The sequence below is a fragment of the Xanthomonas sp. WHRI 7064 genome (genome assembly GCF_040202355.2).
In the GTDB taxonomy this organism is placed as follows: domain Bacteria; phylum Pseudomonadota; class Gammaproteobacteria; order Xanthomonadales; family Xanthomonadaceae; genus Xanthomonas; species Xanthomonas arboricola.
Genome location: NZ_CP167821.1, coordinates 4,770,379 through 4,796,529 on the forward strand (window position 1 = coordinate 4,770,379; position 26,151 = coordinate 4,796,529).

A 26,151-nucleotide genomic window follows, 5' to 3' on the forward strand; every position below is an offset into this window, starting at 1 on the left:
GCCCGGTGCGCATTGCGCACGGCGCCGGACGTGGTTGTTTCCCCTTGCCCAGGATGTGCCCGATGTACGGCGAATTCAGTCTCTACGGTGTGTTCGTTCCCACCTTGCTGGCGTTGATGACGCTGGCCTACCTGCTCAACAGCGCCATCGGCGCGCTGCTGACCCGGGCCGGCGCGTACCGGCATATCTGGCACCCGGCGCTGTTCAACCTGGCGCTGTACATCGCGCTGCTGGGCGGCCTGTTTTCCCTTACCCGTTGGATGCAATCGTGAAAAAGCTGATCAAGAACGCGGGGCCGGCGCTGTTGACCCTGGCAATGGTGGTGGTGGCGGCCGTGGTGCTGCAGCACCTGTGGCGTTATTACATGGAAGCGCCGTGGACGCGCGATGCGCACGTGGGCGCCGATGTGGTGCAGGTGGCACCGGATGTGTCCGGGCTGGTGGAGGAAGTGGCGGTGGCCGACAACCAGGCGGTGCGGCGCGGGCAGTTGCTGTTCGTGGTGGACCGCGCACGCTATGCGATCGCGCTGGAACAGGCGCGCGCCGCGCTGGCCGAGCGCCAGGCCACCTTGAGCCAGTTGCGCCGCGAGATCGCGCGCGACCGCAGCCTGCAGGACCTGGTGGCTGCCGAAGATGCCGAGGTACGCCGCTCCAATGTGCAAAAAGCGCAGGCGGCGGTGGCCACCGCGCAATCGGCGGTGGACCTGGCCCAGCTCAACCTGGACCGCACCCAGGTGCGCAGCCCGGCCGACGGCCATGTCAGCGACCGCACCGTGCGCGTGGGCGATTACGTCAGCGCCGGGCGCCCGGTGGTGGCGGTGCTGGATACCGGCTCGTTCCGCGTCGACGGCTATTTCGAAGAGACCCGCCTGCAGGGCGTGCATGCCGGCCAGCGCGTGGACGTGCACCTGATGGGCGAGCCGGCCACCTTGCACGGGCATGTGCAGAGCATCGCCGCCGGTATCGAGGACCGTTACCGCAGCGGCAGCGCCGGCGCGTTGCCCAACGTCACCCCGGCGTTCGACTGGGTGCGGCTGGCGCAGCGCATCCCGGTACGCATCGTGCTGGATCGGGTGCCGGCGCATGTGCAGCTGATCGCCGGGCGCACCGCCACCGTGACCATCCTGCCGGACGCCGCGCGCGACGCCGCCACCGCGCCTGCCCGCGTGCCGGCCAAGGCCGCGCCATGAACCGCACCGTATTGCGTCCGCTGGGACTGGCCATGCTGCTGGCCGCATTGAGCGCCTGCACCACGGTCGGCCCGAACTACGCGGTGCCGGCGGAGTCGGCCTACCAGCGCCCGGCCGCCAATGCCGCGTTTGGCGACACCGGCAACGTCCAGGTGCAGGCCGGCGCGCCGCTGCCGGCACGCTGGTGGGCGCTGTACCAGGACCCGATGCTGGATGGCCTGATCGAACAGGCCTTGCGCGACAACGTCGAGTTGAAAGTGGCCGGTGCCAACCTGCGCCGCGCCGCCGCGGTGTACGAACAGGCGCTGGACGCGGGCGGTTTCGATTATGAGGTGGAGGCCGGCGTCAGCCGCGCGCAGGTCTCGGCCGAGGCCTTCCTGCAGCAGGAAAAGCTGCCGGTGTTCAACCTGGCCGACGGCAAGTTCGGGGTGTCATATCAATTTGATCTGTTCGGCAAGCTGCAACGCGGTGCCGAGGCCGCGCAGGCCGACACGCAGGTCGCCCAGGCCGCGATCGACCTGGCGCGCGTCAACGTGGCCGCGCAGGTGGCCGGCAGTTACGTGGAGATCTGCCACGCCAACCACGAGCTGCACGTGGCCGAGCATTCGCTGCAGTTGCAGCAGCGCAGCCGCGACATCACCCAGCGCCTGATCGCTGCCGGCCGCGGCACCCCGCCCGATCTGGCCCGCGCCACCGCGCAGGTGGCGATGCTGGAAGCGGCGCTGCCGCCGCTGCGCGCGCGCCGCCAGGCCGCCGGTTACCAACTGGCCGCGCTGCTCGGCAAGACTCCCGGCGAGGTGCCGGCCGGCGTGGATAGCTGTGCGCACGCGCCGGCCCTGCAGCGCCCGATTCCGATCGGCGACGGCCGCGCGCTGCTGGCGCGTCGCCCGGATGTGCGCCAGGCCGAACGCCGGCTGGCGGCAGCCACCGCGCGCATCGGCGTGGCCACCGCCGAGCTGTATCCGGATATCCGTCTGGGCGGCTCGATCGGTGCCACCGGCCTGCTGGCCGACTTCGGCGAGCCGGCCACGCATGCCTGGTCGTTCGGCCCGCTGATCTCGTGGACGCTGCCATCCGGCGGTGCGCGTGCGCGCGTGCGCGCCACCGAAGCCGGCGCGGACGCGGCGCTGGCGCAGTTCGACAACACCGTGCTGCAGGCGCTGCGCGAGGTGCAGACCGCCTTGTCGCGTTACGCGCAGGATCTGGACCGCCTGCATCTGCTGGAACAGGCGCAGCAACAGGCCGACCTGGCGTCGGCGCAGAACCGGCGTTTGTACCAGGGCGGGCGTACGCCGTATCTGTCCAGCCTGGATGCCGAGCGCACGCTGGCCACCGCCGACATGACGCTGGCCAATGCGCAGGCGCAGGTCTCGCAGGATCAACTGCAGCTGTTCCTGGCGCTGGGCGGCGGCTGGGAAGCAGCCGCCGGCCGCACCGACCCGACTGCCGCGCGATGAGTGCGCTGCTGCGCGATCGCCAGGCCTGGCTGTTTTCGGCCAAGACCTTCGCCGCCTCGATCGCGGCGTTGTACGTGGGGCTGGCCGGCAACCTGTCGCGGCCGTACTGGGCGATGGCCACGGTCTACATCGTCTCCCAGCCGCTGCTCGGCCCCACCCGCGCCAAGGGCGTGTACCGCGTGCTCGGCACCTTGCTGGCCGGCGCGGCCACCCTGGTGATGCTGCCGAACCTGGTGGAGACGCCGCTGCTGCTCAGTGCGGCGATGGCGTTGTGGCTGTCGGCCTGCCTGTTCCTGGCGCTGCTCAATCGCGGCCCGCGCGGTTATGCGTTTTTGCTGGCCGGCTACACCACCGCCTTCATCGGCTTCCCGGCAGTGACCGCGCCGGAGGGCATCTTCGACACCGTGGTGGCGCGCAGCGAGGAGATCATCCTGGGCACGGTGATGGCGGTGCTGTTCGCCGCGCTGGTCTTCCCCGCCTCGGTCAAGCCGATGCTTACCGCGCGCATCGGCAACTGGATGCAGGACGCCGCGCAATGGTGCCGGCAGGTGCTGCAGCGCGGCCCATCGCAGGCACCGCGCAATCGGCTGGCCGCCGATCTGGTGCAGTTCGAGGCCTTGATTGCCTTCGTCCGCCACGACGACCCACGCCATGCCGGTGCCGTTCCCACGCTGGAACAGCTGCGCGCACGCATGCTGATGTTGCTGCCGGTGCTGTCGTCGATGGCCGATCGGCTGGATGCGTTGCAGCGCGATGGGTCTGCGTTGCCGCTCGCCACCGCCGCGCTGCTGGAGGACGTCGCAGCCTGGGTGGACCAGGGCGAGGACGCACCCAGCGATGCGGACGTCGGCGCCTTGCGCGCACGCATCGCCGCACTGCGCCCGGTGGTGGATCAGGACATCGAGCATCTGCTGCTGGCCAGCCTGCTGCTGCGGCTGGAAGAGCTGCTCGACCTGTGGCAGGACTGCCGCGCGCTGCAGCAGGCGGTGGTGCACGGCAAGGCGACGCCGGTGCTGCGCGCGATGCCGGCTGCGGCCAGACCACCTGCAACGGCCGAATCATCCGAACGGGCTGACAGCGCACACAGCGAACCTGCTACGCGTTCGCGCATGCACCCCTCGTTGCTGCAGCGCCTGACCTGGTCACCGCGCGACGCAAGCGATGCGCCGGCAGCTGCCAGCACCACCCGCCATATCGATTTCGGCATGGCCGCGTTTTCCGCCCTCAGCGCGGGCTTTGCGCTGATGGCGTACTGCGTGCTGTGGATCGGCATCGGTTGGGAAGGCGGTGGCAACGGCGCGATGATGGCGGCGGTGACTGCCGCATTCTTCGCCGCGCAGGACGACCCGGCGCCGAGCATGCTGTCGTTCCTGACCTGGGCGGTGGTGGCCAGCGTGGTCGCCGGCATCTATCTGTTCGGCATCTTCCCGGCCATCCACGATTTCCCGATGCTGGTGTTGGTGCTGGCGGCGGTGTTCCTGCCGATCGGCGCGTTGCTGCATCGCCCCAAGACCATGCTGATCGCGCTGCCGCTGGTGGTGAACCTCACCGCGCTGCTGAGCCTGCAGAACACCTACAACGCCAATATCCAGAGCTTCGTCAACGCGGCGGTGGCGATGGTGCTGGGGATTGGATTTGCCGTAGTGCTGACGCGCTTGTTCCGCTCGGTGGGCGCCGAATGGAGCGCGCGCCGGCTGGTGCGCCAGGGCTGGCGCACGCTGGCCGATGCCGCCGAGGGCCGCGGCGCGCAGGACCGGCAGCACTTCGCCGCCCGCATGCTGGACCTGCTCGGCCTGCTCGCGCCCCGGCTGGCATTGACCCCGGAAGGCAGCGAGCTGGCCTCGGTGGATATGCTCAACGAAGTGCGCGTGGGCTTGAACATCCTGCAACTGCGCAGCGCGCGGCATGGTTTGCCGCAGCCGAGCGTTGAGGCGGTGAACGCGATCCTGGCCGATGTTGCCGCGCACTACCGGCAACAGATCGCGCACAAGCGCCCGCTGCCTGCGCCGGATACGCTGCGTGCGCGTCTGGATGCCTCGCTGGCGCGCGTCGGCAAGGTGCCGGCGGGGACGCATCGCGATGAGGCGCTGCTGGGTTTGATCGGCTTGCGTTACAGCGTGTTTGCGCGGACGGCGCTGCATACCCAGGCAAACGCCGATACTGAGTCGTCCTTAGCCCATCTCCCTGCGGGGCGATAAGGCACTGCCTGCGCGCCACTGGCGCGCGTGCCCTGGAGCGCCCGCGCTGCTGGCGGGGGTTGGGGTGAGGGGTCGTGTACCAATCCACGACCGCAGTATCGATGCTTCACCTTGGCGGCGCGTGGCGACGCGCTCACCACAGTCGGCGTGCCAGTCACCGGAGGCGCCCCGCATCCGCCCCTTCGGGGCCCTTCTCCCGACGGGAGAAGGGCAGAGCATCAGCGCTTGCGCTGATGCATCGCTGCTTCGTCGTCCAGCCAGTTGCTGCCCTTGTTGGTCAGGAAGAACATGTAGACCACCAACGACACCGCGATCACTGCCGTCGCGTAGATCACGAACTCGCTGACGTGGCCGGTCTTCAACGAGGCCTGGTACAGCAGCGGCGCGGTGCCGCCAAAGGCGGAGTTCGCCAGCGCATAGCCCAGGCCCACGCCCAGCGCACGCACATGGGTGGGGAACAGTTCCGCCTTCACCACCGCATTGATCGAGGTGTAACCGGTCAGGATCACAAAGCCCACGGTGAGGATCGCGAACGCGGTCAGCCAATCGGTCTGCTTGGGCAGCTCCATCACCAGGAACCAGGTGTAGAGCACCCCGCCGATGCCGAAGAACACCAGCAGGCTCTTGCGCCCGACGATGTCCGACAACCAGCCGCCAACCGGCTGCATCAGCATCAGCAGCGTCAGCGCGACCAGGTTGATGATGGTGCCGGCCATCACGTCGCCACCGGCGAACGCGGTCTGGATCATCTTCGGCCCGGTGACCGAATAGGTGTAGAACGCGATCGTGCCGCCGGCGGTGATCAGGAAGCACAGCAGCAGCGGGCGCCACTGATTGACGAACAGCTCGCGCATCGAGCCCGACGCCTTGGCCTTGCCGGTGCGCGAATCGGCGATGGATTCGGAGCTCAGCGACTCGTCCATGGTCTGGCGCAGCCAGAACACCACCAACGCACCGATGCCGCCCAGGCCGAACGCCACGCGCCAGCCCCACTCGGACACCTGCGGCGCATCGAAGAAATGCAGCATCACCAGCAAGGTAGTCTGCGCCAGCACGTGCCCGCCAACCAGCGTGACGTAATGGAACGAGGACAGGAACCCGCGCCGGCCGGGAATCGCCGCCTCGGACATGTAGGTGGCGCTGGTGCCGTACTCGCCACCGGTGGCAAAGCCCTGCAGCAGGCGCGCCAGCAGCAGGATGATCGGCGCGGCGATGCCGATCGTGGCCACCGTCGGCGTCACCGCGATGACGAACGAGCACAGCGCCATCATCGACACCGAGATCGTCAACGCCAGCCGGCGGCCGTAACGGTCGGCGAAGCGGCCGAAGTACCACGCACCGATCGGGCGCATCAAAAAGGTCATCGCAAAGATCGCCCACACGAACATGGTGGCGTTCTTGTCTTCCTTGGAGAAGAACTGCGATTCGAAGTAGGTGGCAAACACCGAGTAGACGTAGACGTCGTACCACTCGACCAGATTGCCGGCCGATCCCTTGAGCGTGTTGGACACCGAACGGCGAAGGCTACCGGGGGCTGCGCCAGAACCGGCGGCGATCGGAGACGTTGGGGGTGCGCTCATGCAGTCAGAACCTTGTGGGTGGGACACCCCGGAAGTATAGGTGCGTGCTTGTGTGACGCATGTAAGCATTTCGGCGCATATACAGGCCTGGCAACGGCCGGCAGTGGCGCGCGCTTCAGCCCGCTTCCGACGGTCGTCGGTGTGGTGCTTGCGGCCGCGGGCAACAGCGCAACTGCTGGTTTCTGCCAGTGACGCCCGGCACTCGCTACGGCAGCACCTGCCTGAGCGTCTCGATGAATGCACGCAGCCCGGGGGAATCTGCCGATGCCCCGGGTCATACAGCACCAGTCCCGGCACCGCCGGGCACCACGGCTCGCGCACGCGCGTTGGCCACCTGGATGCGTCAACATTGCCGGCATCACTGGCCGCAAGGACGCTTCGGGCGCCGCCGCATGAGCAAGCACCATACCGACATCAGCAAGTTCCTCAGTTTCGTGCTGCGCCACGAACCGCAGGCAATCGGACTCACGCTCGACCCGGAGGGCTGGGCCGAGCTGGACGCGTTGATTGCCGGCGCCCGGGCCAACGGCACCGCGCTCGATCTGGAGCTGATCCAGGCGGTGGTCGCCGGCAGCGACAAGAAACGCTTTGCGCTTTCTGCCGATGGGCAGCGGATCCGCGCGGTGCAGGGGCATTCCACGCCAACCGTGGCCCTGCAGCTCGAAGCCAGGGTGCCGCCCGAGGTGCTGTATCACGGCACCGCCACGCGCTTTCTCGAAGCGATCATGGCCGAGGGCTTGCGCCCCGGCCAGCGTCACCATGTGCATCTGTCCGACAACACGCAGACCGCCGCATCGGTGGGGCAGCGCTACGGCGAGCCGGTGGTGTTGCAGGTCGACGCCGGGCGCATGCATCGCGACGGCCTGCGGTTCTTCCAGGCCGACAACGGCGTCTGGCTCACCGCGCAGGTTCCGGCAGCATTCCTGACCCGCCCGCGCTGAGCTGAGGCACGCGGCAGGCCTGCCACCGCCTTCAGTGCGCGGTGCCGGCCAGCACCTGGGCCGGCATGGACACGCGCAGACGCCGGACGCATCACCCTTCACGGCCCCCATGCCGCCCGCCTTGCCAGAATGCCGGCCGCTTGGGGCTGTCGATGGCAGGGGAACCGGAGTTGGATGCATGACATGGATCATCGTGGCCACGGTCGTCACCACGCTGGTGGTGGGGCTGCTGCTGCTCAACTTCGCCACGCCCGAGAAAAAGCTCGAGCACATCCCCAGCCATTGCTACGACGTCGCCGACCCGCAGTTCAAACGCGAGATGTCGGTGTTGCTGGGTCCGGCGATCCTGCCCGGCAACAAGATCCAGGTGCTGCACAACGGCAGCGAGATCTTCCCGGCGATGCTGGCCGCCATCCGCAGCGCGCAGCGCACCATCACCTTCGAAACCTATATCTACTGGTCGGGCGAGATCGGCCGCGAGTTCAGCCAGGCGCTGTCCGAGCGTGCGCGCGCCGGGGTCAAGGTGCGCGTCACCATCGACTGGGGCGGCAGCCTGAAGATGGATGCCTCGCTGGTGCAGGACATGACCGACGCCGGGGTGGAGGTGCATCGCTACCGCCCGCTGACCTGGTACAACCTGCACCGCGTCAATAACCGCACCCATCGCAAGCTGCTGGTGATCGATGGCCGCATCGGCTTCACCGGCGGCGTTGGCGTGGCCGACCAGTGGATGGGCGATGCGCAGGACCCGGAGCACTGGCGCGACTCGCATTACCGCATCGAAGGCCCGGTGGTGGCGCAGGTGCAGGCCGCCTTCAACGACAACTGGATCAAGACAACCGGCCGCGTGCTCAACGGCGCCGAGTACTACCCCGAGCTGGCACCGGCCGGCGACAGCGACGCGCAGCTGTTCGTGGCCTCGCCCGCCGGCGGCAGCGAGAGCATGCACCTGATGTACCTGATCGCCATTGCCGCGGCGCGCAGCTCCATCGACCTGGCCGCCGCCTACTTCGTGCCGGATGCGCTGATCACCCGTTCGCTGCTGGAAGCGCGTGCGCGCGGCGTGCGCATCCGCGTGCTGCTGCCGGGCAAGCATATCGATGCGGTCTCGGTGCGGCTGGCCTCCAAGGCCAGCTGGGAGCCGCTGCTGCAGGCCGGCATCGCCATCCACGAATTCCTGCCCACCATGCTGCACACCAAGCTGCTGATCATCGACGGCCTGCTGGTCTCGGTGGGCTCGACCAACTTCGACATCCGCTCGTTCCGCCTCAACGACGAGGCCAGCCTGAATGTCTACGACCGTGATCTGGCCGCGCAGATGACCGAGGTATTCGAGCGCGACCTGCAACGGGCCGAGCTGTACACGCTGGAGCGCTGGCGCAAGCGGCCGCTGCGGCAGAAGCTGGGCGAGAAGCTGGTGGTCCCGTTCCGCTCGCAGGTGTAGGCAACGGCCTTCCCACCTGGCAGTGAGCGCACCCGCGCTCAGCGCTGCACACTCGAGCAAGCGCTCACGCCTGCAGCCGCAGCTGGCGCAGCCGCCACCACAGCCCGCCAACGTGCACCAGCGAGTACAGCACCAGCGCTGCGGCAATGCCCAGCGTCAACGGGCTGGCCTGCGAGCCGGCCGCCGCCGCGCCCGCGCTGAAGGCGCCATCGGCCCAGCGCCAGGCCAGGCGCCCGAGCAGCACCAGCGTCAGGCCGCCGCCGATCCACGGATTGGGCGTATACCAGCCGCGCCCTTCCACCCATTCGGCATGGGTGTAGCGAAGCGACAGCGCGCCCAGCCCGATGCCGACCAGCGTTCCCACGGCGATCCCTGGCCGAACCTGCGGCAGGCCATACACCGCAAACGCCAGCGCTGCCGCCGCAATGAGCAGCACCACGGTACGCAGCGCCGTGCTCACCGGCTTCCATTGCTGGCGGCCGAAGCTGCGCCGGATGCGCCGGTAGTAGAGGAAGGCGATGGCCGCCATCGACAGATACGGCGTCAGCGGTGCGATGGCAGCAGCGGGCATGGCGATTCCTTTGCGGGGTGAGGTGACCGACGCAGAATGAAACCGGCCCCCGCAGCGAACAAGGTGCCAAGTGTCACTTTCTGCGCGCACAGGCGGGTTGCCCGGGCGGCCACCGCCGCGCGCGGCAATCGCGACAGGCGCCAGCGTTCACGCAGGACCGGCCTGCCGGCTACCGCCGGTGAACGCCCCAGCCGCGCGCCAGCCATTGCCACACGCGAAGCGGAGCCGCACGGGTAGACTTGCCGGCAGAGTTCCCCCACCGCAGTGCCATGTCCGCCATCAAGCAAGAAGCCCGCACGCTGATCGACACGCTGCCCGAGACGGCAGGATGGGACGACGTGGTTCGCGTCGTGGACACTGCCAGCTTCGAGGCCGCCGTGCTGGACGGCATGGCCGCAGCGGATCAGGGCGCCTTTGCCGCGCCGGCAGAGGTGAGCGCACTGTTCGCCAGATGGGGCGTTGATGTTGCGGCGTGACTGGACCGTCCCGGCCGCCAGGCAACTCGCACACGCCCAGGATCACTACCACGCGCTCAACCCGACCGCCGCCGCCGCGATGGCGCGGCAGGTGCTGGAAGCCACCCGCACCCTGGCCGAGCAACCCGGCCGCGGCCGCGCCGGCCGCGTCGTCGGCACCCGCGAATGGGTGGTCAAGCAAACGCCCTACGTGCTGGTCTACCGCGTGCGCGACGACGCGCTGCAGCTGCTGCACGTCCGCCTGCAGACGCAGGACTGGCTGCCGCGCACCGAGCCGCTGATCGAACACATCGAACCCTGGATCGCCGCGCTGATCAGCGCCCTGCTGCACGTGCTGATGCTGCTGATCCTGCTGTCGGCCTCCACGCCCACCATGACCCCGCCGCAGGGCTCGGCCAGCGGCGGCCGCACCAAGGTGGATTTTGTCGGCGACACCTCCACGCCCGAGCAACCCACGCCCTCGCCGACCCCGACTCCGCCGTCGCAAACGCCCGCGCCCGTGCAGCCACCGCCGGCCGCCTCGCCGGTGCAGTCCACCCTGGTCAAGACCGCCAAGAACCCGATCCCGCCGGCAGGCAACACCCGCCGCGGCGGCCTGGTCGAGCAGCGCCAGACGCAACCGGTGCAGCGCGCCACCCCGCCGCAACCGCCGGCAGAGCCCTCGTCGCCGCCGCAGCGCCGCCCCGAAACCTGGACCGGCCGCCCACCCGGCATGCTCGAAGAAGAAGCCGATGCCGCCGAAGACGGCATGTCCAACACGCCCACCATCAGCGAAGGCCGCCGCCGCGACCGCAACAACGCCCAACCCAGCATGGATGTGGGCGGCTACCAGGTCTATTACGAAGTGCGCAGCGAAACCCAGCTGCGCAACTGGCGCGACCAGGGCATGAAGGAAGTGGCCATCATCCTGCCCGGCACCCAGTACCGCATGGTCTGCCCGCTGGAAGTCGCGCTCAAGCGCGGCTCCAGCAAATGCCGCCTGTTGCCGCCGGACTCGCCGGAGCTCAAAGACATCGGCGATGCCCGCGAGGTCATCAACATGATGGAGGTCTACAAGCAAGGCGAGCCGGTATGGCGCGGGCCCGGGCCGTATCGGTGAGTAGTGGGGCTAGGTTGGCCCTGGATTTCACTTACTGCTGGTGCGGGGATGACTGCTTCGATACCGGTGACGTTGTTTGAGTGCCTGCACTTTCCTGAAGTGCAAGCAACCTGATTCCTGCGCGAGGGCGACATGCCTTCTTTCACCGTCTGCAATATTCCCGACGACGTGCATCGCGCGATCCGCGCGAGGGCTGCACTGCACTGCCGCAGCACCGAGCCGAACGAGCCGAAGCTGCCTTCGGCGCGTTCACCGATTACCCGGCGGTTGCAGGCATCAGCGGCCCTGGTCTTTGCCCAGTTTGGTACCCAGTGCTCCCTTGAACGGCGCCGGATTGCTGGTCACCAGGCAGTTGTAGGTCTTGTCGCTGTTGAGAACCAGCACGGACGACTGCGGCCCCTTGAAGTCCAGCCCGACCGAGAACAGCACATAGGTGTTGGGCAGCGCGCTCGGCCGAAACGCACCGAAGGCATACTCCCCGGACAAGCCCAACGGTGACAGCGGTATCGTCACCGTCATCGGCTGCGTGCCCCCAGGCGATGGCAGCGACGAGGACGCAGACATCATCTTGGACTGCACGTCGATGGAGTACTTGGTGGTGACCGCCGAGCCCAGGTACTTGGAACCCGGTGCGGAAACCTGCTTGCGACAGGCCGTAATGTCTTCGGGTTTCTGATCCTGCTGGCCCGTCTGCAGCGTGGCAAAGACATAGCTCAGCGTGACCGTGTCCGTCCCGGTGACCGGTGCGGCAACGGCAGCGTCCATGCACAACGCGGCCACGACGAGTGAGAGGCCACAGGCCGCAAGCGCACCGCGATAGCTGGTTTTACGTTTCATTTCGATCGTTCCCTGGTGTGTGATGCAAGGTGTCGGCAGCGGCTGCCGCTTGCGCCTTGAATGGACATTCGCAACGGCACCTGTGCATAACGCCAAGCGGCAGATGATCGATTGCGTACGATGACGACATGCGTGTGTGTGGCAGCACCACACCTACGCCACCCAGCTGGCCACGCCGCTGGTGGGTTCATCGTTGAAGACCAAGACCTCGCAAACCCGGCAAATCGTCTCAACAACGTCGTTGCGTGATGCAGTTTGAAATTCGGAAGCGAATACGGCGCTGTCCACGGCTCACGTCAAGCATCAGTCGAGGCAAAGCGGCTATTTGAAGCGCTTAGGACTTGTAACTTCCAGTAACGCCAGTAGAAGTGTAGTCGCCTACTTGAAGAGGCGTGGATTGCAGGAATATCTCAATGCATACATTTGAATGTGGCACAAAATGGATCGCCTGGGCAGCCCTGACGACCCAACTCAGCTATTCATCAACCATGGGAAGCTTGTAGTACGCTGGTATCGTCTGCACGGAAGGAGTGTTGATGTACCAGCCTGCCTGGGAAGGCTCAGGACCGCGCGGACATTCTATTCAAGTGATTGGTTGTATCAGGAGATCGCCATGCCACGCATCGTGCTAAACGGGTGGGCCGCAACGCTTGCACTTACCGGGCTTGCGGTGCTCCCGCTTTCATCCTGCGCCAATGCAGATACTGCACGTACCGCTTCGACACAGGAAGACACCATGAAATCAGGAGCAAGCCCAATGCTTGAAGAGATTTATGCATCAAAAAAGCCCGTTCGATTCGAACAGGTCGACGTTAGTAGCATCGTTGCCAAGTACGTTCCTCTGGGAACAACAAAGTTGGTGGTGCTGGAGACGTTCAGCAAATCTCCAACGTCAAAGATTGTTGAAGACACCCCAGGCAAGGTGGTCGTCAGGGACAATAAGGGGCAGGCAATGCTTGATCCAGATGCACGTTCCGTTGTGATGACTTTTTCTTTGGATGCCGACGGCAAGGTGACACACGTCGACGCCGTCCACATCAAGAATCAGTAAGCCAACGGAGACCATCATGGACGAGAAGATTGAAGTTGGATATCGCAACATCGGGTCTGCGCTGGGCAAGGAGTACCATCACAAATTCCTTCTCTACACCGATAAAGAGGGCAACCAGCACACCATCAGCGGCTGGACCGGCGATGAGCAACCTGGATTGCCGTATGGCCGGATGCACGTTGAGACTAATCTGCCCTACAACCGGGCCAACCCCGATCATCGCGACAATCCGAATGCGGTTGGACAAAAGCAATATCGCGAAGAGATCACACACGGTGCGGACTTGTCGGGAACCTGGGCACGCATGGTCGCCAATGCCAAGAGCAAGGATGACAAGTATCCCTACGATCCCCAGTTGCAAAACTCCAACACACTGGCCGATAGCGTTCTGCGGGATGTACGCCTTCCGGAACCAAAGAACGATGGCGTTTTCGGCCACTGGGCGCCTGCATCGGGACGACAGCTCGACGAATCGATCCAGCCCTCGGTGCCAGGATTAGGTAACTCAGGACGTACCTTCAGCGCAGGCGGAGCACCCCTCGATCCGCATCAGGAAGCGCGGCTACGCGATGACCCATTGTTCAAGCAAGCCTTGGCGGGGCTCGATAAGCTCGGCCCGGATGCAGGCGTCTACACCAATCAGCAAGACAAGGAACGCATTGCCGGTGCCCTGGCGGTCCAGGCCAAACTCAATCGCCCGCCGCTGCCCGAGATCCAGGACGTTATTCCGAATCACACAAACGGCAATATTTTCGCGACGTACAAGAATCCAGGAAATGACATGGATGTATTACGCACGCACGTAGATAAAGCCGAAGCCGTCAAGCAGCCCTTGGCCGAGAACCTGCAGAAGCTCGAAGTTGCCAATCAACAGACCATGCAAGCGTCTACGCAGGAGGCATCACGCGCAGTGGACCAACCAAGTCATGGTGCGCTTGGAATGCGGTGAACAGAAATTGGGAATGCAGTCGTATCGCCTTGCTCCCGCAGCTCGCCGCCGCGGCGCTCTCCCAGCCACAGTTCCAGGCTGCGTGGCGTATCGGCGCTGATCACTTGGATCGCTCATCTACCGGGTCCGGCAGGTCTGGCCGGACCTGGATGCCCAATTGCCGCAACAGCTCGGACATCCGGCCTAGTTGCACAGCGACCTGGCCGCCTGCCGCAAGCCTTCCGCATTGCGGACTGGGCGGATATAGGCGTCGATGTCGGATGCTCGGTCGATTGGGATGCGCATGGCAGTGATCGAATCTAAAGCGGGCTTTAGATTATTCCGGCAGTCAACAGGTACAAGCGAAACCTGAAGCCGACATTAGATTAGCTATCGATTAGGCAGTTACTGGGATGAAACTGACGCTGACTTTCGTTTTGGTTACTTGGGGATGGCCCAACTTCACGCTACCGCTCGCGATGCCGGCCGGAGTCGGTGTCGCGTCCGGTTGATGATGTGAGCGCTGGAGCGGGCAGATCGGATACGGTGACCAGACCTCGCGTTGGTGGCGCACGGCTGGCCGGGAACTGGCTACAGTCTGCACAGGGCCGTGTGCGCCCGCTCCATCCACCTGCGTTCCCAAGGATCTGCATGTCTCTGCATCGTCTTGCCCCCCGCCTGGGTCTGGCCGTTGGCCTGTTGTGCGCCTGCTGCACGCACGCCGCCGCACCGGCAGCGGCCCATCGCCTGCTGCGCGTCACGCTGGACGGGGCGAGCGACCAGCCCGTGTCCGGGCGCCTGCTGGTCTTCGCCACCCTGGCCAAGGACGCCCAGGCCGCGGCCAAGGATGGCAAGGATGGCAAGGACGGCAAGGTGGAGGAGGTGAGCGTGAACCCGTTCCGCCCAACCGCGGTGGCGGTGGCGGCGCAGGAGGTGACCGCGCTCGCCCCCGGTGCCAGCGTCGAGATCGACCTGGACAACATCGCCTTCCCCAGCGGCTTTTCCGCGCTGCCGGCCGGTGAGTACCTGTTCCAGGCCGTGCTGGATCCGGACCACAGTTACAGCTATGCCGGCCGCGATGGCGGCGACCTGTTGAGCGAGGTCACCGCGGTGACGCAGGGCAAGGGCAAGCCGTTGCCCACGCTGAAGCTCAGCAAGCAGGTGCCCGCGTCGGACGACCCGTGGCAGGTGTCGCCGCGGGCGCCGCAGGCAATCCGCGACGCTATCCCGGAGGCCAGGCTGCATAGCGCGGACGCCTCGCTGGTCAGCCCGTCGCTGAGTGCGTTCTGGGGCCGGCCGGTGTCGCTGCGCGCCCGCGTGCTCACCCCGCCTGGCTACGACGCCAAGGCCGCCACCCGCTATCCCACCGTGTATGTCACCCACGGCTTCGGCGGCAACTACAACCGCTTTGCCGGCAGCATCGCCGCCACCTGGAGCGCGATGGCGGCCAAGCAGATGCCGCCGATGATCTGGGTGTTCCTGGACCAGTCCACGCCCACCGGCACCCACGAGTTCGCCGACTCGGTCAACAACGGCCCCTGGGGCACCGCGCTGACCGAAGAGCTGATCCCTTCGCTCGAACGGCAGTACAAGATGGACGGCAACGCCAAGGGCCGGTTCCTCAACGGGCATTCGTCGGGCGGCTGGGCCACGCTGTGGCTGCAGACGCGCTACCCCAAGTTGTTCGGCGGTACCTGGTCCACCTCGCCCGATTCGAGCGACTTCCACGACTTCACCGGGCCGGATCTGTACGCGCCCAATGCCAACGTCTACCGGCGCCCGGACGGCAGCCAGTTCCCGCTGATCCGCGACCAGGGCAAGGTGGTGGCCGACCTGGAAACCTTCGCCAAGCTCGAACGCGTGTTGGGCCCCTACGGCGGGCAGATGACCTCGTTCGACTGGGTGTTCTCGCCGCGCGGGCCCGACGGCCGCCCGGTGCCGATGTTCGACCGCGACACCGGCAAGGTGGACCCGGCCGTGGTGGCCTACTGGCGCACGCACTACGACATCGCCGCGCGCGTGGCCGCGCAATGGCCCGCGCTCAAGCCGGATCTGGACGGCAAGATCCACCTGATCGTCGGCACCGCCGACACGTTCTACCTGGATGGGGCCGCGCGCAAGTTCCAGGCCGTGATGGACGGCCTGGGCGCAAAAAGCAACTTCCGCTACCTGGAAGGCCGCACCCACTTCGACCTGTACAAGGAAGGCGAGGACAGCAACGCCTTGATGAAGAAGATTGCCTGGGAGATGTACGCCGTGGCGCGGCCCAAGCAGTAGCCCGCCGATGCACGGCCGGCGCTGCCGATCGGCGTGCCGGCCACCGGCACGCCAGGGCGCGGCGTCACCGGCCCCGCTGCTCAGGCCGAGCGCTTGGGCAATTCCCACTCCAGCTGCTGCCTGAGCACCAGCAGCAGCACCTTCAGGCGGCCGCTGCGGACCAGCGCCGCCGGCGTCTGGCCGTCAAGCGCGTTCATGGGCTTGCGGAACCAGCCGATCAGCGCCTCGTTGTTGCCGCCGTTCAAGGCCCAGGCGTGGCAGACGATCTCGCCCAGGTTCTCGATGCCGGTGCTGCCCAGCAGCTTGAGGTGCTCCGGCGTGAAGGCGAACAGCGACAGCACCAGCTCGGCGTCGGCGGCCTTGCCGTGGTCGACCGCCATCTGCTGGCTGTGCGCGGTGTTGTAGGCCGCCCCGTGCGCGCGGAAGTCTTCGGCACGCCGCATGCCGGTGAGCAGTGATGCAATGAGGTCGGCGCGTTCCATAAAGCAGTCCAACGGTGTGATAGCGCGCACGCTATCCGCGTCGTCGCCGCTGCTCAATCAGGAGTCTCCTGACAGCGGCGATGGGCGTCAGCGGCGGTTGCATTACGCGCCGGCCGGCCGGTACGGAGTTGGCAGGCCGGCGGCGGCTTCGGTGGCCGATTCCCGCTTGCGCGCCCGCCTGGAAGTGGCGCCAACCATTGGCAGCGCTTAACGCTGGGATTGCTAGCATCCGGGCGTGTCACTGGCAGCAGCCCGCACCCACACGGCTGCCGTATTGGAGTGTCATCTCATGAGGAGTTGTCAGATGCCCTGGAAATCCGCCCTCGCCGTGCTTGCCCTGTCCACCGCCGCCCTGCCGGCCTTGGCCCAGTCCGACCGCCAGGTGGTCGAAGACATGCTCACCCGCTCGGCCAATGTCTGCCCCGGCCACAGCACCGAGCGCACTTCGCCCACCGTCAAGGCCGTGCCCGTGGGCGCGCTGCGGGTGATGCTGGAACGCGGCCTGGTCATGTGCCCGGACCGCCGCCTGGATGCCGCCGCGCCGGCGGTGTTCTACGGCCGCCTGGGTGTGTTCGCCTGGAACCCGGAAGTGCCCGCCGGCAAGACGGTGATCGTCAAGCAGATCGACACCATGACCCGCAACGAGGAATACCCCGCCGAGACGCTGGTGTGGGATGCCAAGGGCACCGCGCTCAAGCAGCAGACCGTGCCGATGTTCGAGCCCAAGCCGGGTGCGGCGGTGTTGTACAAGGTGCGTTGAGCGCAGGCACACGCCACCGATGCGCGACCCATTGCAACCACACACACTGCGCCCGCGCGATCGCGCAAGGCGACGCAGGCGCAGGGTGTGGCTAGGCATCGGTATTGTCCTGCTGCTGGTAGCACTGGGCGGCTACCGCTGCACGGCAAGCCCGGCCGAGCAACGGCAGCAGACGTACTGGCGCGACAAAGCCGAGCGGGAACTGACACCAGGCATGTCGCAAACGCAGGTACTGGCCTGGGCGGAGCGCAATGCGCTGCGTACCGCCATGGGCATGGGCCCCACGCTCATGGCCGCCCCCGTGCGAACGCGGTGGCCGCATTTTCCCTGCGCAACCACGTTCACCATGATTTCGCTGACGTTCGATGCGCAGGGAATGCTGGTTTCCTTCCGAGTCGGTCGAGGGGGCACCTGTCTGTAGAGCGGCAGTTGCCGCCTGGTCCACGACGCGCGCTGCATTGGCTGGTTGCGCTGCGTGTCAGGCCTCAGCGAGCGTCGATTCCGACGCCGGCACCCGCCGCGGCTGCGGACAGACGCATGTGCCGGCGCGCGGCGTTGGCGATGGCGCTCCCCACCTTGTGGATCAGCAACGGCACCGCCCAACTGGCCCATAGCAGCGCCGCGATCGTGCCCGGCGAGGGCGCAATCCCGGCCCCCACTGCCGCATAGAGCGCGATGCGAAATATCACCGGCGCCAGGGTCACCAGATACGCCCGCACCATCCAGCGCTGGTGCAGGTCCACCTGCCCGCGAAAGATGGCCACCAGGCCTACGGAGGCCACCACCAGCCACACCGCTTCCGTCGCTGCGAAGGCCACACGGATCGCCATCGGCGCCGACGAGGTGGCGATCAAGCCGGTGGCGCCGAGCATCGCCACCAACATGCCAACGAAATACGCACGCCCAACCCAGCGGTGCACCCATGCGTGCCTGCGCCAGCGTTGCGTGGCGAACTGCAACGTGCCCAGGGCGATGCCGACGGCACCGCCACCCAGGTGGCACCACAGCCAGCCGCGCCGGGTCAGGAACATGGCGTATGCCGGCAACTCCAGCGCGGCGTACTTCAGGTACACGTGGCGCACGAACTCGGACGCGAGCGCGGCCAGCGCAAGCCACAGCAGCGCCCACGCCACGCGGGCAAACGGCCTGCTACCTGCTACCTCGACACCTTCGCGCATCGGATCGACCCGCATGCCCCGCTCCTTCGGCCAGCCTGCTCTCGGCAGCGGAACGCTAGCATGGACATGCAGCAGGAGCGTGGGCGCGATCGTAGGTGCGGCGCGGAGGGAAGACTTACGCCTGGCGCTGCATTGCGTGCGACACCGGATCAACACCGTCGCTACCGAGCCGCTGCTCGTAGATCTCGTCGACCACGCCGCGTACCGCGCGGGCGGCATTGAAGATGCTCTCGCCCAGGACCGACAGACTGGTGACATCCAGCGGCTTGCCGCTGCACACCGCCACCATGTCGCTCTGCGCAGTGATCGTGCGCAGCAGCGTATGGAACTGGTCGATCTGCTGCAGGGTGACGCCGAAGGTGAAGGGCTCTGCGTGCGTTTGTATTTTGGCCGCTGGCCGCACGCGCTGCCGATTATTGGTCGTAAGGGCTCTCGAAGTGGTCATGGCATCCGTCCTCGACGTGAGCGGACGGGGATGTCCGCAAAGCCACCGTAGCGCGCTTTTTCGGATATCTGAAAACCAGATATTCGCCCGATTTTTAGCGGAGCACAGGTTCCCGTCTCAAGCCGATTTTTTCGGTTCGATCGTCGCGGTGAAGCGCCGAGGCTCACCAGTGATCGGGTCATCGAATGCCAACGTGTGCGCGAACAACTGCAGTGGCCGCTCCGGATCATCGGGCCGCTGATCTTCCAGCTCTGGATAGAAACGGTCATGCAGGATCGGCGCGCCCAGCGCGGCCATATGCACGCGCAATTGGTGCTTGCGCCCGGTGACCGGCTCCAATCGATACGTCCACGTGTCTGCGCCGCGCACAACCACATCGATCACCGTCTCGCTGTTCGGCTCACCCACACCCTCGCGCATGCGGAAGAACGGCTCGCCCGGCTCCAGCCGGCTGCGATGCACATACGGAAACGTCAGCCCCGGCAGCGGCGGTGCGACTGCCAAGTAATGCTTGCGAATGCGTCGCTCGCGGAATAGCGCTTGGTAGATCCCGCGTGTTGCAGCGTTAGCAGAAAACAAAACCAGCCCCGCAGTATCGCGATCAATGCGGTGCAGCGGCACCAACGCGGGGTTATCGAAACGCCGCGCCAAACGGGTCAACAGCGTCTGGTGCACGTAGGCACCGGCTGGCACCACGGGCAGGAAATGCGGCTTGCAGGCCACGACAATATGCGCGTCGGCATGCAACACCGTTTCCGTTGCCGTAATGATCGGCTCGTCCGCTACTTCGCGGAAGTAATAGATCTCCGCACCAAGCCGATACGGCGCAGCGATATCCAATGCCTGCTGCTGCGCATCCAGTACGCGCCCACGCGCGAAGCGATCACGCCACGTGTCAGCACCAACCACCGGAAAGCACGCACACAGTGCCTCCCACACCGTGTGCCACGGGCCGGACGGCAGCTGGAACTGGCTGGCAGGAGTGCCATCGAGGGTCGGGCGAGGAGCAGACATGGCGACAGCAGAAGCGCACTCAAGCAGATGGGCTGGGATCGTACCTTGTCGCGTCGATTCTCTACGCAGTGATGTAACAGCTCTCAATCCGAGAGAGACTTTCGAGCGCTGCGCACCGCATGCATTGCTGGGAAGCGTGCACAGCGACCACTACCGCAGCCCGCTTCATCGCGTGGATTGGCATGCGGTTGCGCTAAACAACGCGCAAGCGAACTCAAACTTTAGCGTAAAGAACACACCTGTTTACCTGCGCACGCGTCGTGCCGAGTGTTGATGAGGCATCGATCGCAACGGCGCGCGTGGTCTGCTGACAAAACCCGTTTCAACGGCTATGTTCAAGCCGGGAACGGGGGTTCTGGCATGGGACGCAGAAAGAAACAGGGTGGATTCGATGCATTGGCCGCATTGCCGTGGCCGGTTGGCTTCGTTATGGGAATCACTGCGTATCTGGTGGTGCGCTACGGCATCGGCTGGTGGTTCTCTCACCAGGACGGAATGTTGTCGCAAGGCTTCGCCCAGCAATCGAGTGGAATGTTCGCGCCATTGGCGTGGACGCTGCTCGGCGTCTGCTGGCTTGCTGCGCTACTCTCCTACCTGGGCACACGCAGCCGGCGGCACTTTCTGGAAACACGCACAAGCCTGGAGAGCCTGGCCGCCGGCGGCTGGCGCCAGTTCGAACTATTGGTGGGCGAAGCATTTCGCCGCCAGGGCTACAGCGTCGAAGAAACCGGCCTGGGCGGCGCCGACGGCGGCATCGACCTGATCCTGCGCAAGGACGGCCGCCGCACGCTGGTGCAATGCAAGCAATGGAAGCGCCAGCAAGTCGGCGTCAGCGTCGTGCGCGAGATGTTCGGCCTGCTCGCCCATCACCAGGCCCACGCGGTAAAGATCGCCTGCATCGGAACCTACACGAAGGACGCTGAGCGCTTTGCCGAAGGCAAGCCCATTGAATTGATTGGCGGCGCACAGTTGTTGGGGATGATTCGAGCGGTGCAACGACAAGCCACAGCGCAGTCGACGCCGGGGCCGGCGCCAGTACGTGTCGAGCCCGTCTTTGCTTCACCTGGGTCCACCGCCTCCGCAGCCATCGTCACCCCAAGCTGCACGCGCTGCAGCAGCGCGCTTGTGCAGAGAAGAAATCGGCATACCGGCGAGAGCTTCCTAGGCTGCCGTCAGTTCCCGAAGTGCAGAGGAGCCGCATAATTGAACCTGACCCCATTTTTCGAAGCGCCTTATTCAACTGAGATAGGCATGCTCAGTGCGGAAGCTATAGTGCCGAACCCGCAGCCGATTAGGCACCTGATCCAACAGCTTCGGTCCCGACCGCGTTGTTACGCCTCCGCCTCCCCGGGTGTAATCCATACACCTGCTCAAAGGTTGGATAACACCACCCGTATCAGTGTTGGGCGACGCCCCGGCTATCGGGTAAGTGGTTGATATTGGATAGGAAGAGCCTATTACCAAGCGTCCGCCATTTGCGGATACTAGATACAACACCGCATTTAGGCGGTCCAACATTAGTTAGGGCGCACAAAAAGTGTCAGACGAGCTTATACATCTCAACAAAATCCACGCAGACGGGCACTCGAAGTATGTGTACTTCCTGCTAGCTGCTACTGGCGCTGCACTTGGCTATGCTCTTCAAAAAATTGATGGCTCTACCTACAGCTGCCAAGTTTGGTTCGGCCTTTCCGCGATTGGGTGCTGGATTTTTAGCTTTTTCTTCGGTTGCATGCACGTCACAGCGATCCAGTCAGTAATTCTTTCAAACTCTCACTTGCTTCAGCTTCAGCAAGGCAATCATCCCATGCAGCCAAGGACGCAACAGGAAATGGAAATCGCATGGCGCATTACAAACGATGCACTGGAGTCAAAGAACAATAGGGCTCAGCTCCTCCTTCGGCTTCAGTTTTGGTTGCTTGCTACAGGCGTCTTGTTGTTTACAACTTGGCGCGTACTCGTACTGATGGGTACAGCCTAGAGTGCGCCCTAACAATTCATTCAAGCCGAACCCGCTTGGCGGGTCGGCTTAATTCTGGTGTTAGACCCCTTGGGGAGGGATAACCGCATGACAAAGAAAGAAGTAACCTCGAGGCCCGCTGCAACTAAGGCTTCCAAGACGCTCACGAGCTCTTCGTCCTCGAAGGCAGCGAAGTCAGCCGCAGGCAGTGCCCTGTCGCAGCGGAAGGCGCCGCAAAAGGAAACATCTTCCGCCGCCGGGAAAGCCGCCTCGAAAACGCTCCGCGATAGCAAGGCGAGTTCGGGTGCGAAGAGCGCCGCAGGCTCTGCGCTCTCTCAGCGGCCCGCAGCCGCGAGAAAATCCACCTCGGCCACGCGTGGCGGTGGCACTGAAAGCGGCGGACCGAGGGGGCGCAAGAAATGAACCTTAAAGGTGCGCTCGACAACTACTACTACCACTCCGGCAAGGCGAGTGACATTGTCCGACAACTTGCGCTGGGCGCCATTGCCATCATTTGGCTATTTCAAACTACAGATGGTGGAGCCCGTGTGCTTCCGGCGGCTCTGTTTCTTCCGCTCAAGCTCATTGTTGGGGCGTTGGCGGCCGATTTGCTTCAGTACGTCGTCGCAGGTTTTTTATGGGGTGCGTTTCATCGTTCAAAAGAGAAAAAACTCGGAGAAAACGACGCGTTTAAGGCGCCACGCACAATCAACTGGCCCGCAATCCTCTTTTACTATGACAAAGTAGCTCTTGTGGTGCTCGCTTACTGGCACCTTTGGCGGTTCCTGTCCCAAGCTATCCGTGCAGGGGTCTAACAATTCGTCCAAGCCTACACCGCTTCGCGGCGCGGCTTAACTCAGGCGTTAGGTGTGCCAATTGGAGATTTTCGCTAATGAAGCGTGACATGGAGCTTGTTCGCCAAATCCTCTTAGCCGTTGAGTCCAGCCAAGCCAAATCTGCGTTTGACGGATATGACGCCGACTCGATCAAATACCATAAAGCACTGGTGATTGAGGCCGGATTGGCTGAAGGTTCTGTTCTCAAAAGTGGTACTGGAAATCGTGAAATCCCTGCAAATGTGATGCTTAAGAAACTCACTTGGGCAGGGCATGACTTCATTGACGCCATTTCATCGGAATCAAACTGGGAAAAAGTAAAAGCCTTCTTGCAAGACGGCGGCAAGCAACTGACCATCGAGACAGTCAAAGCTGCGGTTGCTCATCTATTTGGCTTTGGCACTTAACAATTCATTCAAGCCGAACCCGCTTCGCGGGTCGGCTTAATTCAGGCGTTAGGCCACAGGAGAAATTTTCTTGGACGTCGAAGTAAAGCCATCAGCTAAAGCCTTAGCTGAAGCCTTGGGCTTGTCGGAGGATCTCCTCCGAGCGATTGAGCTATCGCAAATTCCTCTGACCAACGTCGCTTTGATGGCCGCTCGCCTCGCTAGACTCCTTAACGACTTCGATCATCAGAAAATTTTTGAGTATGAGAGCGGTGGATATCCATCCTCGCCAACCGGGGTATCGCCAGAGGTTTGGCGCCTTGCAGTACTTTCTGGGAGGACCTACAAACAAAAATTTAAGGAAGAAGTCAAAACTTATGCAAGACTCGAATCGATTGAGCAATTGGAGGCTCTGCTAGAGGCTTCAAAGCTCGGGATCGATGCAGCTAGGGATCCGAGCGTTTCGATCTCTTCCGCCAATCCAAACCAGTACGTGGGTTCGGGAAGCGGCAATTGGGCAGAAAGAAACAGGCTGCACCAATCAATCAGCGAGGCATCCGCGAAACTTAGCTCTCGCAGGTCCTTTATCTATTCGTACGTTTTGCAAAAAAACCTAGAGCTAAAATTCTCTGGAATCGCGGGGGACGCATTCTCAAGAATCCGTCTAGTAGCTGATGAACTAATCGGGATTACAGTACCATCAGCTGCGCAGAAATTTATTGCGATCTACGAGAACCTACAGTCCGACAATCCGGAAGATTGGTCTAACGCCGTTCATAGCTGCCGACGAATCTTGCAAGACTTGGCGGATCACCTGTTCCCGGCTACGGGCACGCCGCGCAAGAAATTGATAGGTGGCAAGGAAGTTCGTATTTCTCTTGGGGCAGATAACTATATAAATCGCCTCGTCTGCTTCACTGAGGACAATTCCACTTCAGAACGCTCCGAAGAAATTGTAGGATCTCAGCTAACGTATTTGGGTGATCGCCTCGACTCCCTGTTTAGAGCTGCTCAGAAAGGCTCGCATGCGACCATATCAACACGAGACGAGGCAGATCGTTATGTCGTGTACACGTACATGCTAGTAGCCGACCTCTTGAGACTGGCTGCGCCCGCGAGCCAATAATTCGTTCAAGCCGATGCCGATTCGCAGCACGGTCTAACTCAGGCGTTAGCGATCAAGGTGCGAGTGTCAAGAATTTGGATAGTAACGGGGTTAGTAACGGGGTCAGGTTGACTTTTTCTGACCTCGTCAGCGCTCACATTCGAAATGTCTGGGTGGGTGCACCTTGACCTCCCATACATCCCCCACCCGCCATCCTCGGCTCCAGACTCAACTGGAGAACACACGATGATGAAGTGGATGGGCACCGCGCTGGCCGCGGCATTGCTGGTGAGCGGTTGCGCCAAGGAGGAGGGCGAGAAGTTCGTCGGCCACTGGGTCAACGTGCAGACGCAGGAAGAGACGATGGACATCGAGCGCAATGGCGAGACCTTCATGGTCCGCAGCACCACGCCGAAGTTCTTCAGCCGCAAGCCCAAGACCGAGAGCTACCCGGCGGTCTACAAGGACGGGGCGCTGCGGGTCACCAACGATGGCGAGACGGTGAACTTCGCCATCGACGCGGCCAACGGCCACCTCAACACCGGTGGCGAGCAGTACCAGCGCGTGCCGGCCAAGTAAGCCCACCGCTGTCGCCAGCGCCCGCGTGCAGACCTTGCCGGCCGCACGCGGGCGTTTGCGTTTGTGGCCTAGCCGGCCACGCCGAAGGGCTACTGGTGCACGCTGCCTCGCGCAGACGCCGAGCCGGACGCACCGCCCATCGCCCGGTCTTGCGCTACCGCTGCCATTCCACCCCGCGCAAGCCGTACAGTGCGCAGGCACGCCAGGGTCATGGCGCTGCCCGACCGATCAATCCAGCAACTACGAGGGTGTCATGAGCAAGGGGATGGACCAGAAGAAGAGCCAGAAGAAAGAGCCGACCAAGACGCTGAAGGAAAAGCGCGCGGCCAAGCAGGAAAAGAAGGGCAAGTAAGCCGCCCGGCCTGCCAGACGGCAGACGAGGTCAGGCGTAGGCCTGACCTCGCGGTGTGACGCCGTGCCAACCTCAATGACCGCCCAGGCGTAATGGGTGCTCAGGGTTATCACGGATGAAGCGATCGACCTCCGACAGCTTGGCTGGGAGAGCAACGCACGGGTGGCTGCGGTAACTGAAGAACCGAAAGCCAGCGCGATACAACCGCTCGACCTTGCGCCATTGCGCCTGGTTGCGGGCCGGGGGTGCCTTGAACGAACGCCCCATCACGCACAGCGCGTTACCGCAGCCAGGACAGGGGGCCACCTGCTCGCGCGGAGCGATCTTGAAACTTCTGCGGCAACCGAAGCAGGCGTGCGCTAGCCGATAGGCGGCGCCGGTGACGGGCGCCTTGGGCACACGCGGCTGACGAGCACCGACGGCATAACGCAATGCGGTGCGATGGGCTTTGTCGGTGGAACTCATTGACGTGCCTCCGGGCCGACCACGGCTGGCTGACGCTGCACGACATATCGAGTACTGCCATCGCATGACGCGGTGCCGGCCCGATGCGTGGCGGGCAGGATCGCTGCGACCTCGTCAGGCAGAGCCAGTTGCCAATCCAGGTTGGGAAAGGCGGCAGGGAAGCTCGTGCCGTTCGGATTGGCAGAGTGCGCGTAAATGCCCGTATCCATCGTGTCCTCACTGAGGTCTGCCCACAGTTGCACCGCTGCCCCACGTTGCGCCAGACGTGCTTCCAGGTAGCACAACACGCGCACTGCAACCGCGTTGACCATCTGCCGATGCTCAACACAGGAGTGGCCGCGGCCATTCCAGTCCACATGCGTATGCCACAGGTCGAACCAGCTTTCCGGGTCCAACTTGTCGACCGCTGCACGCGCCTTGGCTTCTGCCCGCACCCAATAGCGCTCCATGCGTTTGCGGCGACGTCGGTCCACCGGTGCGGTCCTGTTTCGGGAGCGCGGTTTCCGTCAAAACACTGCACGGCGTCACCCGAGCTGGGGTC

Annotated in this window: 26 protein-coding genes and 2 pseudogenes; 19 read left to right on the top strand and 9 right to left on the bottom strand. The window is 64.3% G+C overall.

All coding sequences use genetic code 11. From position 1 onward, the window contains the following. Window positions 1-53 precede the first annotated feature (53 nt). From ABQY74_RS20265 to ABQY74_RS20280, 4 genes are read left to right on the top strand one after another with little or no spacing between them, the layout of a single operon-like run. On the top strand, window positions 54-272 hold the full coding sequence (locus tag ABQY74_RS20265; RefSeq protein WP_024939640.1) for a DUF1656 domain-containing protein: 219 nt from the start codon (window positions 54-56) through the stop codon (window positions 270-272). Beyond that, a complete protein-coding gene (locus ABQY74_RS20270; RefSeq protein ID WP_046345151.1) occupies window positions 269-1,189 on the top strand; it encodes an efflux RND transporter periplasmic adaptor subunit in 921 nt (306 codons plus the stop codon). The genes ABQY74_RS20265 and ABQY74_RS20270 overlap by 4 nt, the downstream gene beginning before the upstream one ends. Then, window positions 1,186-2,646, top strand: a complete 1,461-nt coding sequence (locus tag ABQY74_RS20275; RefSeq protein ID WP_047126563.1) for an efflux transporter outer membrane subunit — start codon at window positions 1,186-1,188, stop codon at window positions 2,644-2,646. The genes ABQY74_RS20270 and ABQY74_RS20275 overlap by 4 nt, the downstream gene beginning before the upstream one ends. Continuing rightward, window positions 2,643-4,844 carry an FUSC family protein gene (locus tag ABQY74_RS20280; protein ID WP_349792715.1) on the top strand — a complete coding sequence of 734 codons (2,202 nt, stop codon included), beginning with the start codon at window positions 2,643-2,645 and terminating at the stop codon, window positions 4,842-4,844. The genes ABQY74_RS20275 and ABQY74_RS20280 overlap by 4 nt, the downstream gene beginning before the upstream one ends. 218 nt (window positions 4,845-5,062) lie before the next feature. Here the strand turns inward: ABQY74_RS20280 and ABQY74_RS20285 are convergent, their stop codons facing one another. Next, window positions 5,063-6,424, bottom strand: a complete 1,362-nt coding sequence (locus ABQY74_RS20285) for an MFS transporter (protein ID WP_039513708.1) — start codon at window positions 6,422-6,424, stop codon at window positions 5,063-5,065. 392 nt (window positions 6,425-6,816) lie between these two features. Here ABQY74_RS20285 and ABQY74_RS20290 point away from each other — a divergent pair, with 392 nt between their 5' ends. After that, window positions 6,817-7,365: an RNA 2'-phosphotransferase gene (locus ABQY74_RS20290; protein WP_104575314.1), complete on the top strand. Its 549-nt coding sequence runs from the start codon at window positions 6,817-6,819 to the stop codon at window positions 7,363-7,365. 178 nt (window positions 7,366-7,543) lie between these two features. Then, window positions 7,544-8,809, top strand: coding sequence for a phosphatidylserine/phosphatidylglycerophosphate/cardiolipin synthase family protein (locus tag ABQY74_RS20295; RefSeq protein ID WP_016902165.1), 1,266 nt, complete (start codon window positions 7,544-7,546; stop codon window positions 8,807-8,809). A 64-nt stretch (window positions 8,810-8,873) separates the two neighbouring features. Here ABQY74_RS20295 and ABQY74_RS20300 read toward each other — a convergent pair whose 3' ends face one another. Beyond that, complete coding sequence (locus tag ABQY74_RS20300) at window positions 8,874-9,380, bottom strand: hypothetical protein (RefSeq protein WP_349792717.1); 507 nt, start codon at window positions 9,378-9,380, stop codon at window positions 8,874-8,876. Window positions 9,381-9,649: 269 nt separating this feature from the next. Here ABQY74_RS20300 and ABQY74_RS20305 point away from each other — a divergent pair, with 269 nt between their 5' ends. The 3 genes and pseudogenes from ABQY74_RS20305 to ABQY74_RS20315 all read left to right on the top strand — a co-directional run. Continuing rightward, a complete protein-coding gene (locus tag ABQY74_RS20305) occupies window positions 9,650-9,856 on the top strand; it encodes a hypothetical protein (protein WP_053054105.1) in 207 nt (68 codons plus the stop codon). Next, on the top strand, window positions 9,843-10,955 hold the full coding sequence (locus tag ABQY74_RS20310; RefSeq protein WP_349792719.1) for a type II toxin-antitoxin system RelE/ParE family toxin: 1,113 nt from the start codon (window positions 9,843-9,845) through the stop codon (window positions 10,953-10,955). Before ABQY74_RS20305 ends, ABQY74_RS20310 begins: the two co-directional genes overlap by 14 nt. Window positions 10,956-11,087: 132 nt before the next feature. Further along, window positions 11,088-11,135 (top strand): annotated as a pseudogene (locus ABQY74_RS20315) (plasmid stabilization protein); the annotation flags it as partial. A gap of 96 nt (window positions 11,136-11,231) precedes the next feature. Here the strand turns inward: ABQY74_RS20315 and ABQY74_RS20320 are convergent. Then, entirely contained in the window at window positions 11,232-11,792 is a 561-nt protein-coding gene (locus ABQY74_RS20320; RefSeq protein ID WP_349792721.1) for a hypothetical protein, read from the bottom strand. Between the two features lie 613 nt (window positions 11,793-12,405). On the opposite strand from ABQY74_RS20320, the gene ABQY74_RS20325 reads away from it, so the two are divergent. The 3 genes from ABQY74_RS20325 (at window position 12,406) to ABQY74_RS20335 (ending at window position 16,048) form a co-directional block, all read left to right on the top strand. Further along, entirely contained in the window at window positions 12,406-12,843 is a 438-nt protein-coding gene (locus tag ABQY74_RS20325; RefSeq protein ID WP_228608098.1) for a DUF6393 family protein, read from the top strand. A gap of 16 nt (window positions 12,844-12,859) precedes the next feature. Further along, window positions 12,860-13,792, top strand: coding sequence for an XVIPCD domain-containing protein (locus ABQY74_RS20330; RefSeq protein ID WP_043087610.1), 933 nt, complete (start codon window positions 12,860-12,862; stop codon window positions 13,790-13,792). Window positions 13,793-14,422: 630 nt separating this feature from the next. Then, window positions 14,423-16,048 (top strand): alpha/beta hydrolase-fold protein, encoded by a 1,626-nt coding sequence (locus ABQY74_RS20335; protein ID WP_349792724.1) that lies wholly within the window; start codon window positions 14,423-14,425, stop codon window positions 16,046-16,048. Window positions 16,049-16,128: 80 nt separating this feature from the next. Here the strand turns inward: ABQY74_RS20335 and ABQY74_RS20340 are convergent, their stop codons facing one another. After that, on the bottom strand, window positions 16,129-16,530 hold the full coding sequence (locus ABQY74_RS20340; RefSeq protein WP_181100883.1) for an antitoxin Xre/MbcA/ParS toxin-binding domain-containing protein: 402 nt from the start codon (window positions 16,528-16,530) through the stop codon (window positions 16,129-16,131). A gap of 328 nt (window positions 16,531-16,858) precedes the next feature. Between ABQY74_RS20340 and ABQY74_RS20345 the strand changes: the two genes are divergently transcribed. Together ABQY74_RS20345 and ABQY74_RS20350 are read left to right on the top strand one after the other, a co-directional pair. Further along, the gene (locus ABQY74_RS20345; RefSeq protein WP_349793116.1) at window positions 16,859-17,290 is read left to right on the top strand and encodes a hypothetical protein; all 432 of its coding nucleotides are present in this window, start codon (window positions 16,859-16,861) and stop codon (window positions 17,288-17,290) included. Window positions 17,291-17,375: 85 nt separating this feature from the next. Beyond that, complete coding sequence (locus tag ABQY74_RS20350; protein ID WP_184432808.1) at window positions 17,376-17,711, top strand: hypothetical protein; 336 nt, start codon at window positions 17,376-17,378, stop codon at window positions 17,709-17,711. 57 nt (window positions 17,712-17,768) lie between these two features. On the opposite strand, the pseudogene ABQY74_RS20355 reads toward ABQY74_RS20350, so the two are convergent. The 3 genes and pseudogenes from ABQY74_RS20355 to ABQY74_RS20365 all read right to left on the bottom strand — a co-directional run bounded on the left by ABQY74_RS20355 (window position 17,769) and on the right by ABQY74_RS20365 (window position 19,927). Next, window positions 17,769-18,468 (bottom strand): annotated as a pseudogene (locus ABQY74_RS20355) (DUF2306 domain-containing protein). 115 nt (window positions 18,469-18,583) lie between these two features. After that, entirely contained in the window at window positions 18,584-18,913 is a 330-nt protein-coding gene (locus ABQY74_RS20360) for a hypothetical protein (protein WP_349792727.1), read from the bottom strand. Window positions 18,914-19,030: 117 nt separating this feature from the next. Further along, window positions 19,031-19,927, bottom strand: coding sequence for an RluA family pseudouridine synthase (locus ABQY74_RS20365; RefSeq protein ID WP_349792728.1), 897 nt, complete (start codon window positions 19,925-19,927; stop codon window positions 19,031-19,033). Window positions 19,928-20,287: 360 nt separating this feature from the next. Here ABQY74_RS20365 and ABQY74_RS20370 point away from each other — a divergent pair, with 360 nt between their 5' ends. From ABQY74_RS20370 to ABQY74_RS20390, 5 genes are all read left to right on the top strand, one after another. Continuing rightward, window positions 20,288-21,130, top strand: coding sequence for a restriction endonuclease (locus ABQY74_RS20370; protein WP_349792729.1), 843 nt, complete (start codon window positions 20,288-20,290; stop codon window positions 21,128-21,130). Window positions 21,131-22,306: 1,176 nt separating this feature from the next. Then, the gene (locus ABQY74_RS20375; RefSeq protein WP_349792730.1) at window positions 22,307-22,702 is read left to right on the top strand and encodes a hypothetical protein; all 396 of its coding nucleotides are present in this window, start codon (window positions 22,307-22,309) and stop codon (window positions 22,700-22,702) included. Window positions 22,703-22,791: 89 nt separating this feature from the next. Continuing rightward, window positions 22,792-23,130: a DUF2513 domain-containing protein gene (locus ABQY74_RS20380; protein WP_372469987.1), complete on the top strand. Its 339-nt coding sequence runs from the start codon at window positions 22,792-22,794 to the stop codon at window positions 23,128-23,130. A gap of 70 nt (window positions 23,131-23,200) precedes the next feature. Continuing rightward, window positions 23,201-24,235 (top strand): hypothetical protein, encoded by a 1,035-nt coding sequence (locus tag ABQY74_RS20385; protein ID WP_349792732.1) that lies wholly within the window; start codon window positions 23,201-23,203, stop codon window positions 24,233-24,235. 225 nt (window positions 24,236-24,460) lie between these two features. Continuing rightward, window positions 24,461-24,793 (top strand): hypothetical protein, encoded by a 333-nt coding sequence (locus tag ABQY74_RS20390; protein ID WP_349792734.1) that lies wholly within the window; start codon window positions 24,461-24,463, stop codon window positions 24,791-24,793. Between the two features lie 424 nt (window positions 24,794-25,217). On the opposite strand, the gene ABQY74_RS20395 is transcribed toward ABQY74_RS20390, so the two are convergent. Together ABQY74_RS20395 and ABQY74_RS20400 are read right to left on the bottom strand one after the other, a co-directional pair. Continuing rightward, on the bottom strand, window positions 25,218-25,610 hold the full coding sequence (locus ABQY74_RS20395; protein WP_349792736.1) for a hypothetical protein: 393 nt from the start codon (window positions 25,608-25,610) through the stop codon (window positions 25,218-25,220). Beyond that, the gene (locus ABQY74_RS20400; RefSeq protein ID WP_372469988.1) at window positions 25,607-26,059 is read right to left on the bottom strand and encodes a hypothetical protein; all 453 of its coding nucleotides are present in this window, start codon (window positions 26,057-26,059) and stop codon (window positions 25,607-25,609) included. The genes ABQY74_RS20395 and ABQY74_RS20400 overlap by 4 nt, the downstream gene beginning before the upstream one ends. Window positions 26,060-26,151 lie beyond the last annotated feature (92 nt).

Excerpts from the sequence above, each read along its gene's own strand:
- ABQY74_RS20265 (WP_024939640.1), top strand. The coding sequence starts at position 54 with ATGTGCCCGATGTACGGCGAATTCAGTCTCTACGGTGTGTTCGTTCCC.
- ABQY74_RS20275 (WP_047126563.1), top strand. The coding sequence starts at position 1,186 with ATGAACCGCACCGTATTGCGTCCGCTGGGACTGGCCATGCTGCTGGCC.
- ABQY74_RS20280 (WP_349792715.1), top strand. The coding sequence starts at position 2,643 with ATGAGTGCGCTGCTGCGCGATCGCCAGGCCTGGCTGTTTTCGGCCAAG.
- ABQY74_RS20285 (WP_039513708.1), bottom strand. The coding sequence starts at position 6,424 with ATGAGCGCACCCCCAACGTCTCCGATCGCCGCCGGTTCTGGCGCAGCC.
- ABQY74_RS20290 (WP_104575314.1), top strand. The coding sequence starts at position 6,817 with ATGAGCAAGCACCATACCGACATCAGCAAGTTCCTCAGTTTCGTGCTG.
- ABQY74_RS20295 (WP_016902165.1), top strand. The coding sequence starts at position 7,544 with ATGACATGGATCATCGTGGCCACGGTCGTCACCACGCTGGTGGTGGGG.
- ABQY74_RS20300 (WP_349792717.1), bottom strand. The coding sequence starts at position 9,380 with ATGCCCGCTGCTGCCATCGCACCGCTGACGCCGTATCTGTCGATGGCG.
- ABQY74_RS20305 (WP_053054105.1), top strand. The coding sequence starts at position 9,650 with ATGTCCGCCATCAAGCAAGAAGCCCGCACGCTGATCGACACGCTGCCC.
- ABQY74_RS20310 (WP_349792719.1), top strand. The coding sequence starts at position 9,843 with ATGTTGCGGCGTGACTGGACCGTCCCGGCCGCCAGGCAACTCGCACAC.
- ABQY74_RS20320 (WP_349792721.1), bottom strand. The coding sequence starts at position 11,792 with ATGAAACGTAAAACCAGCTATCGCGGTGCGCTTGCGGCCTGTGGCCTC.
- ABQY74_RS20325 (WP_228608098.1), top strand. The coding sequence starts at position 12,406 with ATGCCACGCATCGTGCTAAACGGGTGGGCCGCAACGCTTGCACTTACC.
- ABQY74_RS20330 (WP_043087610.1), top strand. The coding sequence starts at position 12,860 with ATGGACGAGAAGATTGAAGTTGGATATCGCAACATCGGGTCTGCGCTG.
- ABQY74_RS20335 (WP_349792724.1), top strand. The coding sequence starts at position 14,423 with ATGTCTCTGCATCGTCTTGCCCCCCGCCTGGGTCTGGCCGTTGGCCTG.
- ABQY74_RS20340 (WP_181100883.1), bottom strand. The coding sequence starts at position 16,530 with ATGGAACGCGCCGACCTCATTGCATCACTGCTCACCGGCATGCGGCGT.
- ABQY74_RS20360 (WP_349792727.1), bottom strand. The coding sequence starts at position 18,913 with ATGACCACTTCGAGAGCCCTTACGACCAATAATCGGCAGCGCGTGCGG.
- ABQY74_RS20365 (WP_349792728.1), bottom strand. The coding sequence starts at position 19,927 with ATGTCTGCTCCTCGCCCGACCCTCGATGGCACTCCTGCCAGCCAGTTC.
- ABQY74_RS20370 (WP_349792729.1), top strand. The coding sequence starts at position 20,288 with ATGGGACGCAGAAAGAAACAGGGTGGATTCGATGCATTGGCCGCATTG.
- ABQY74_RS20375 (WP_349792730.1), top strand. The coding sequence starts at position 22,307 with ATGAACCTTAAAGGTGCGCTCGACAACTACTACTACCACTCCGGCAAG.
- ABQY74_RS20380 (WP_372469987.1), top strand. The coding sequence starts at position 22,792 with ATGGAGCTTGTTCGCCAAATCCTCTTAGCCGTTGAGTCCAGCCAAGCC.
- ABQY74_RS20390 (WP_349792734.1), top strand. The coding sequence starts at position 24,461 with ATGATGAAGTGGATGGGCACCGCGCTGGCCGCGGCATTGCTGGTGAGC.
- ABQY74_RS20395 (WP_349792736.1), bottom strand. The coding sequence starts at position 25,610 with ATGAGTTCCACCGACAAAGCCCATCGCACCGCATTGCGTTATGCCGTC.
- ABQY74_RS20400 (WP_372469988.1), bottom strand. The coding sequence starts at position 26,059 with ATGGAGCGCTATTGGGTGCGGGCAGAAGCCAAGGCGCGTGCAGCGGTC.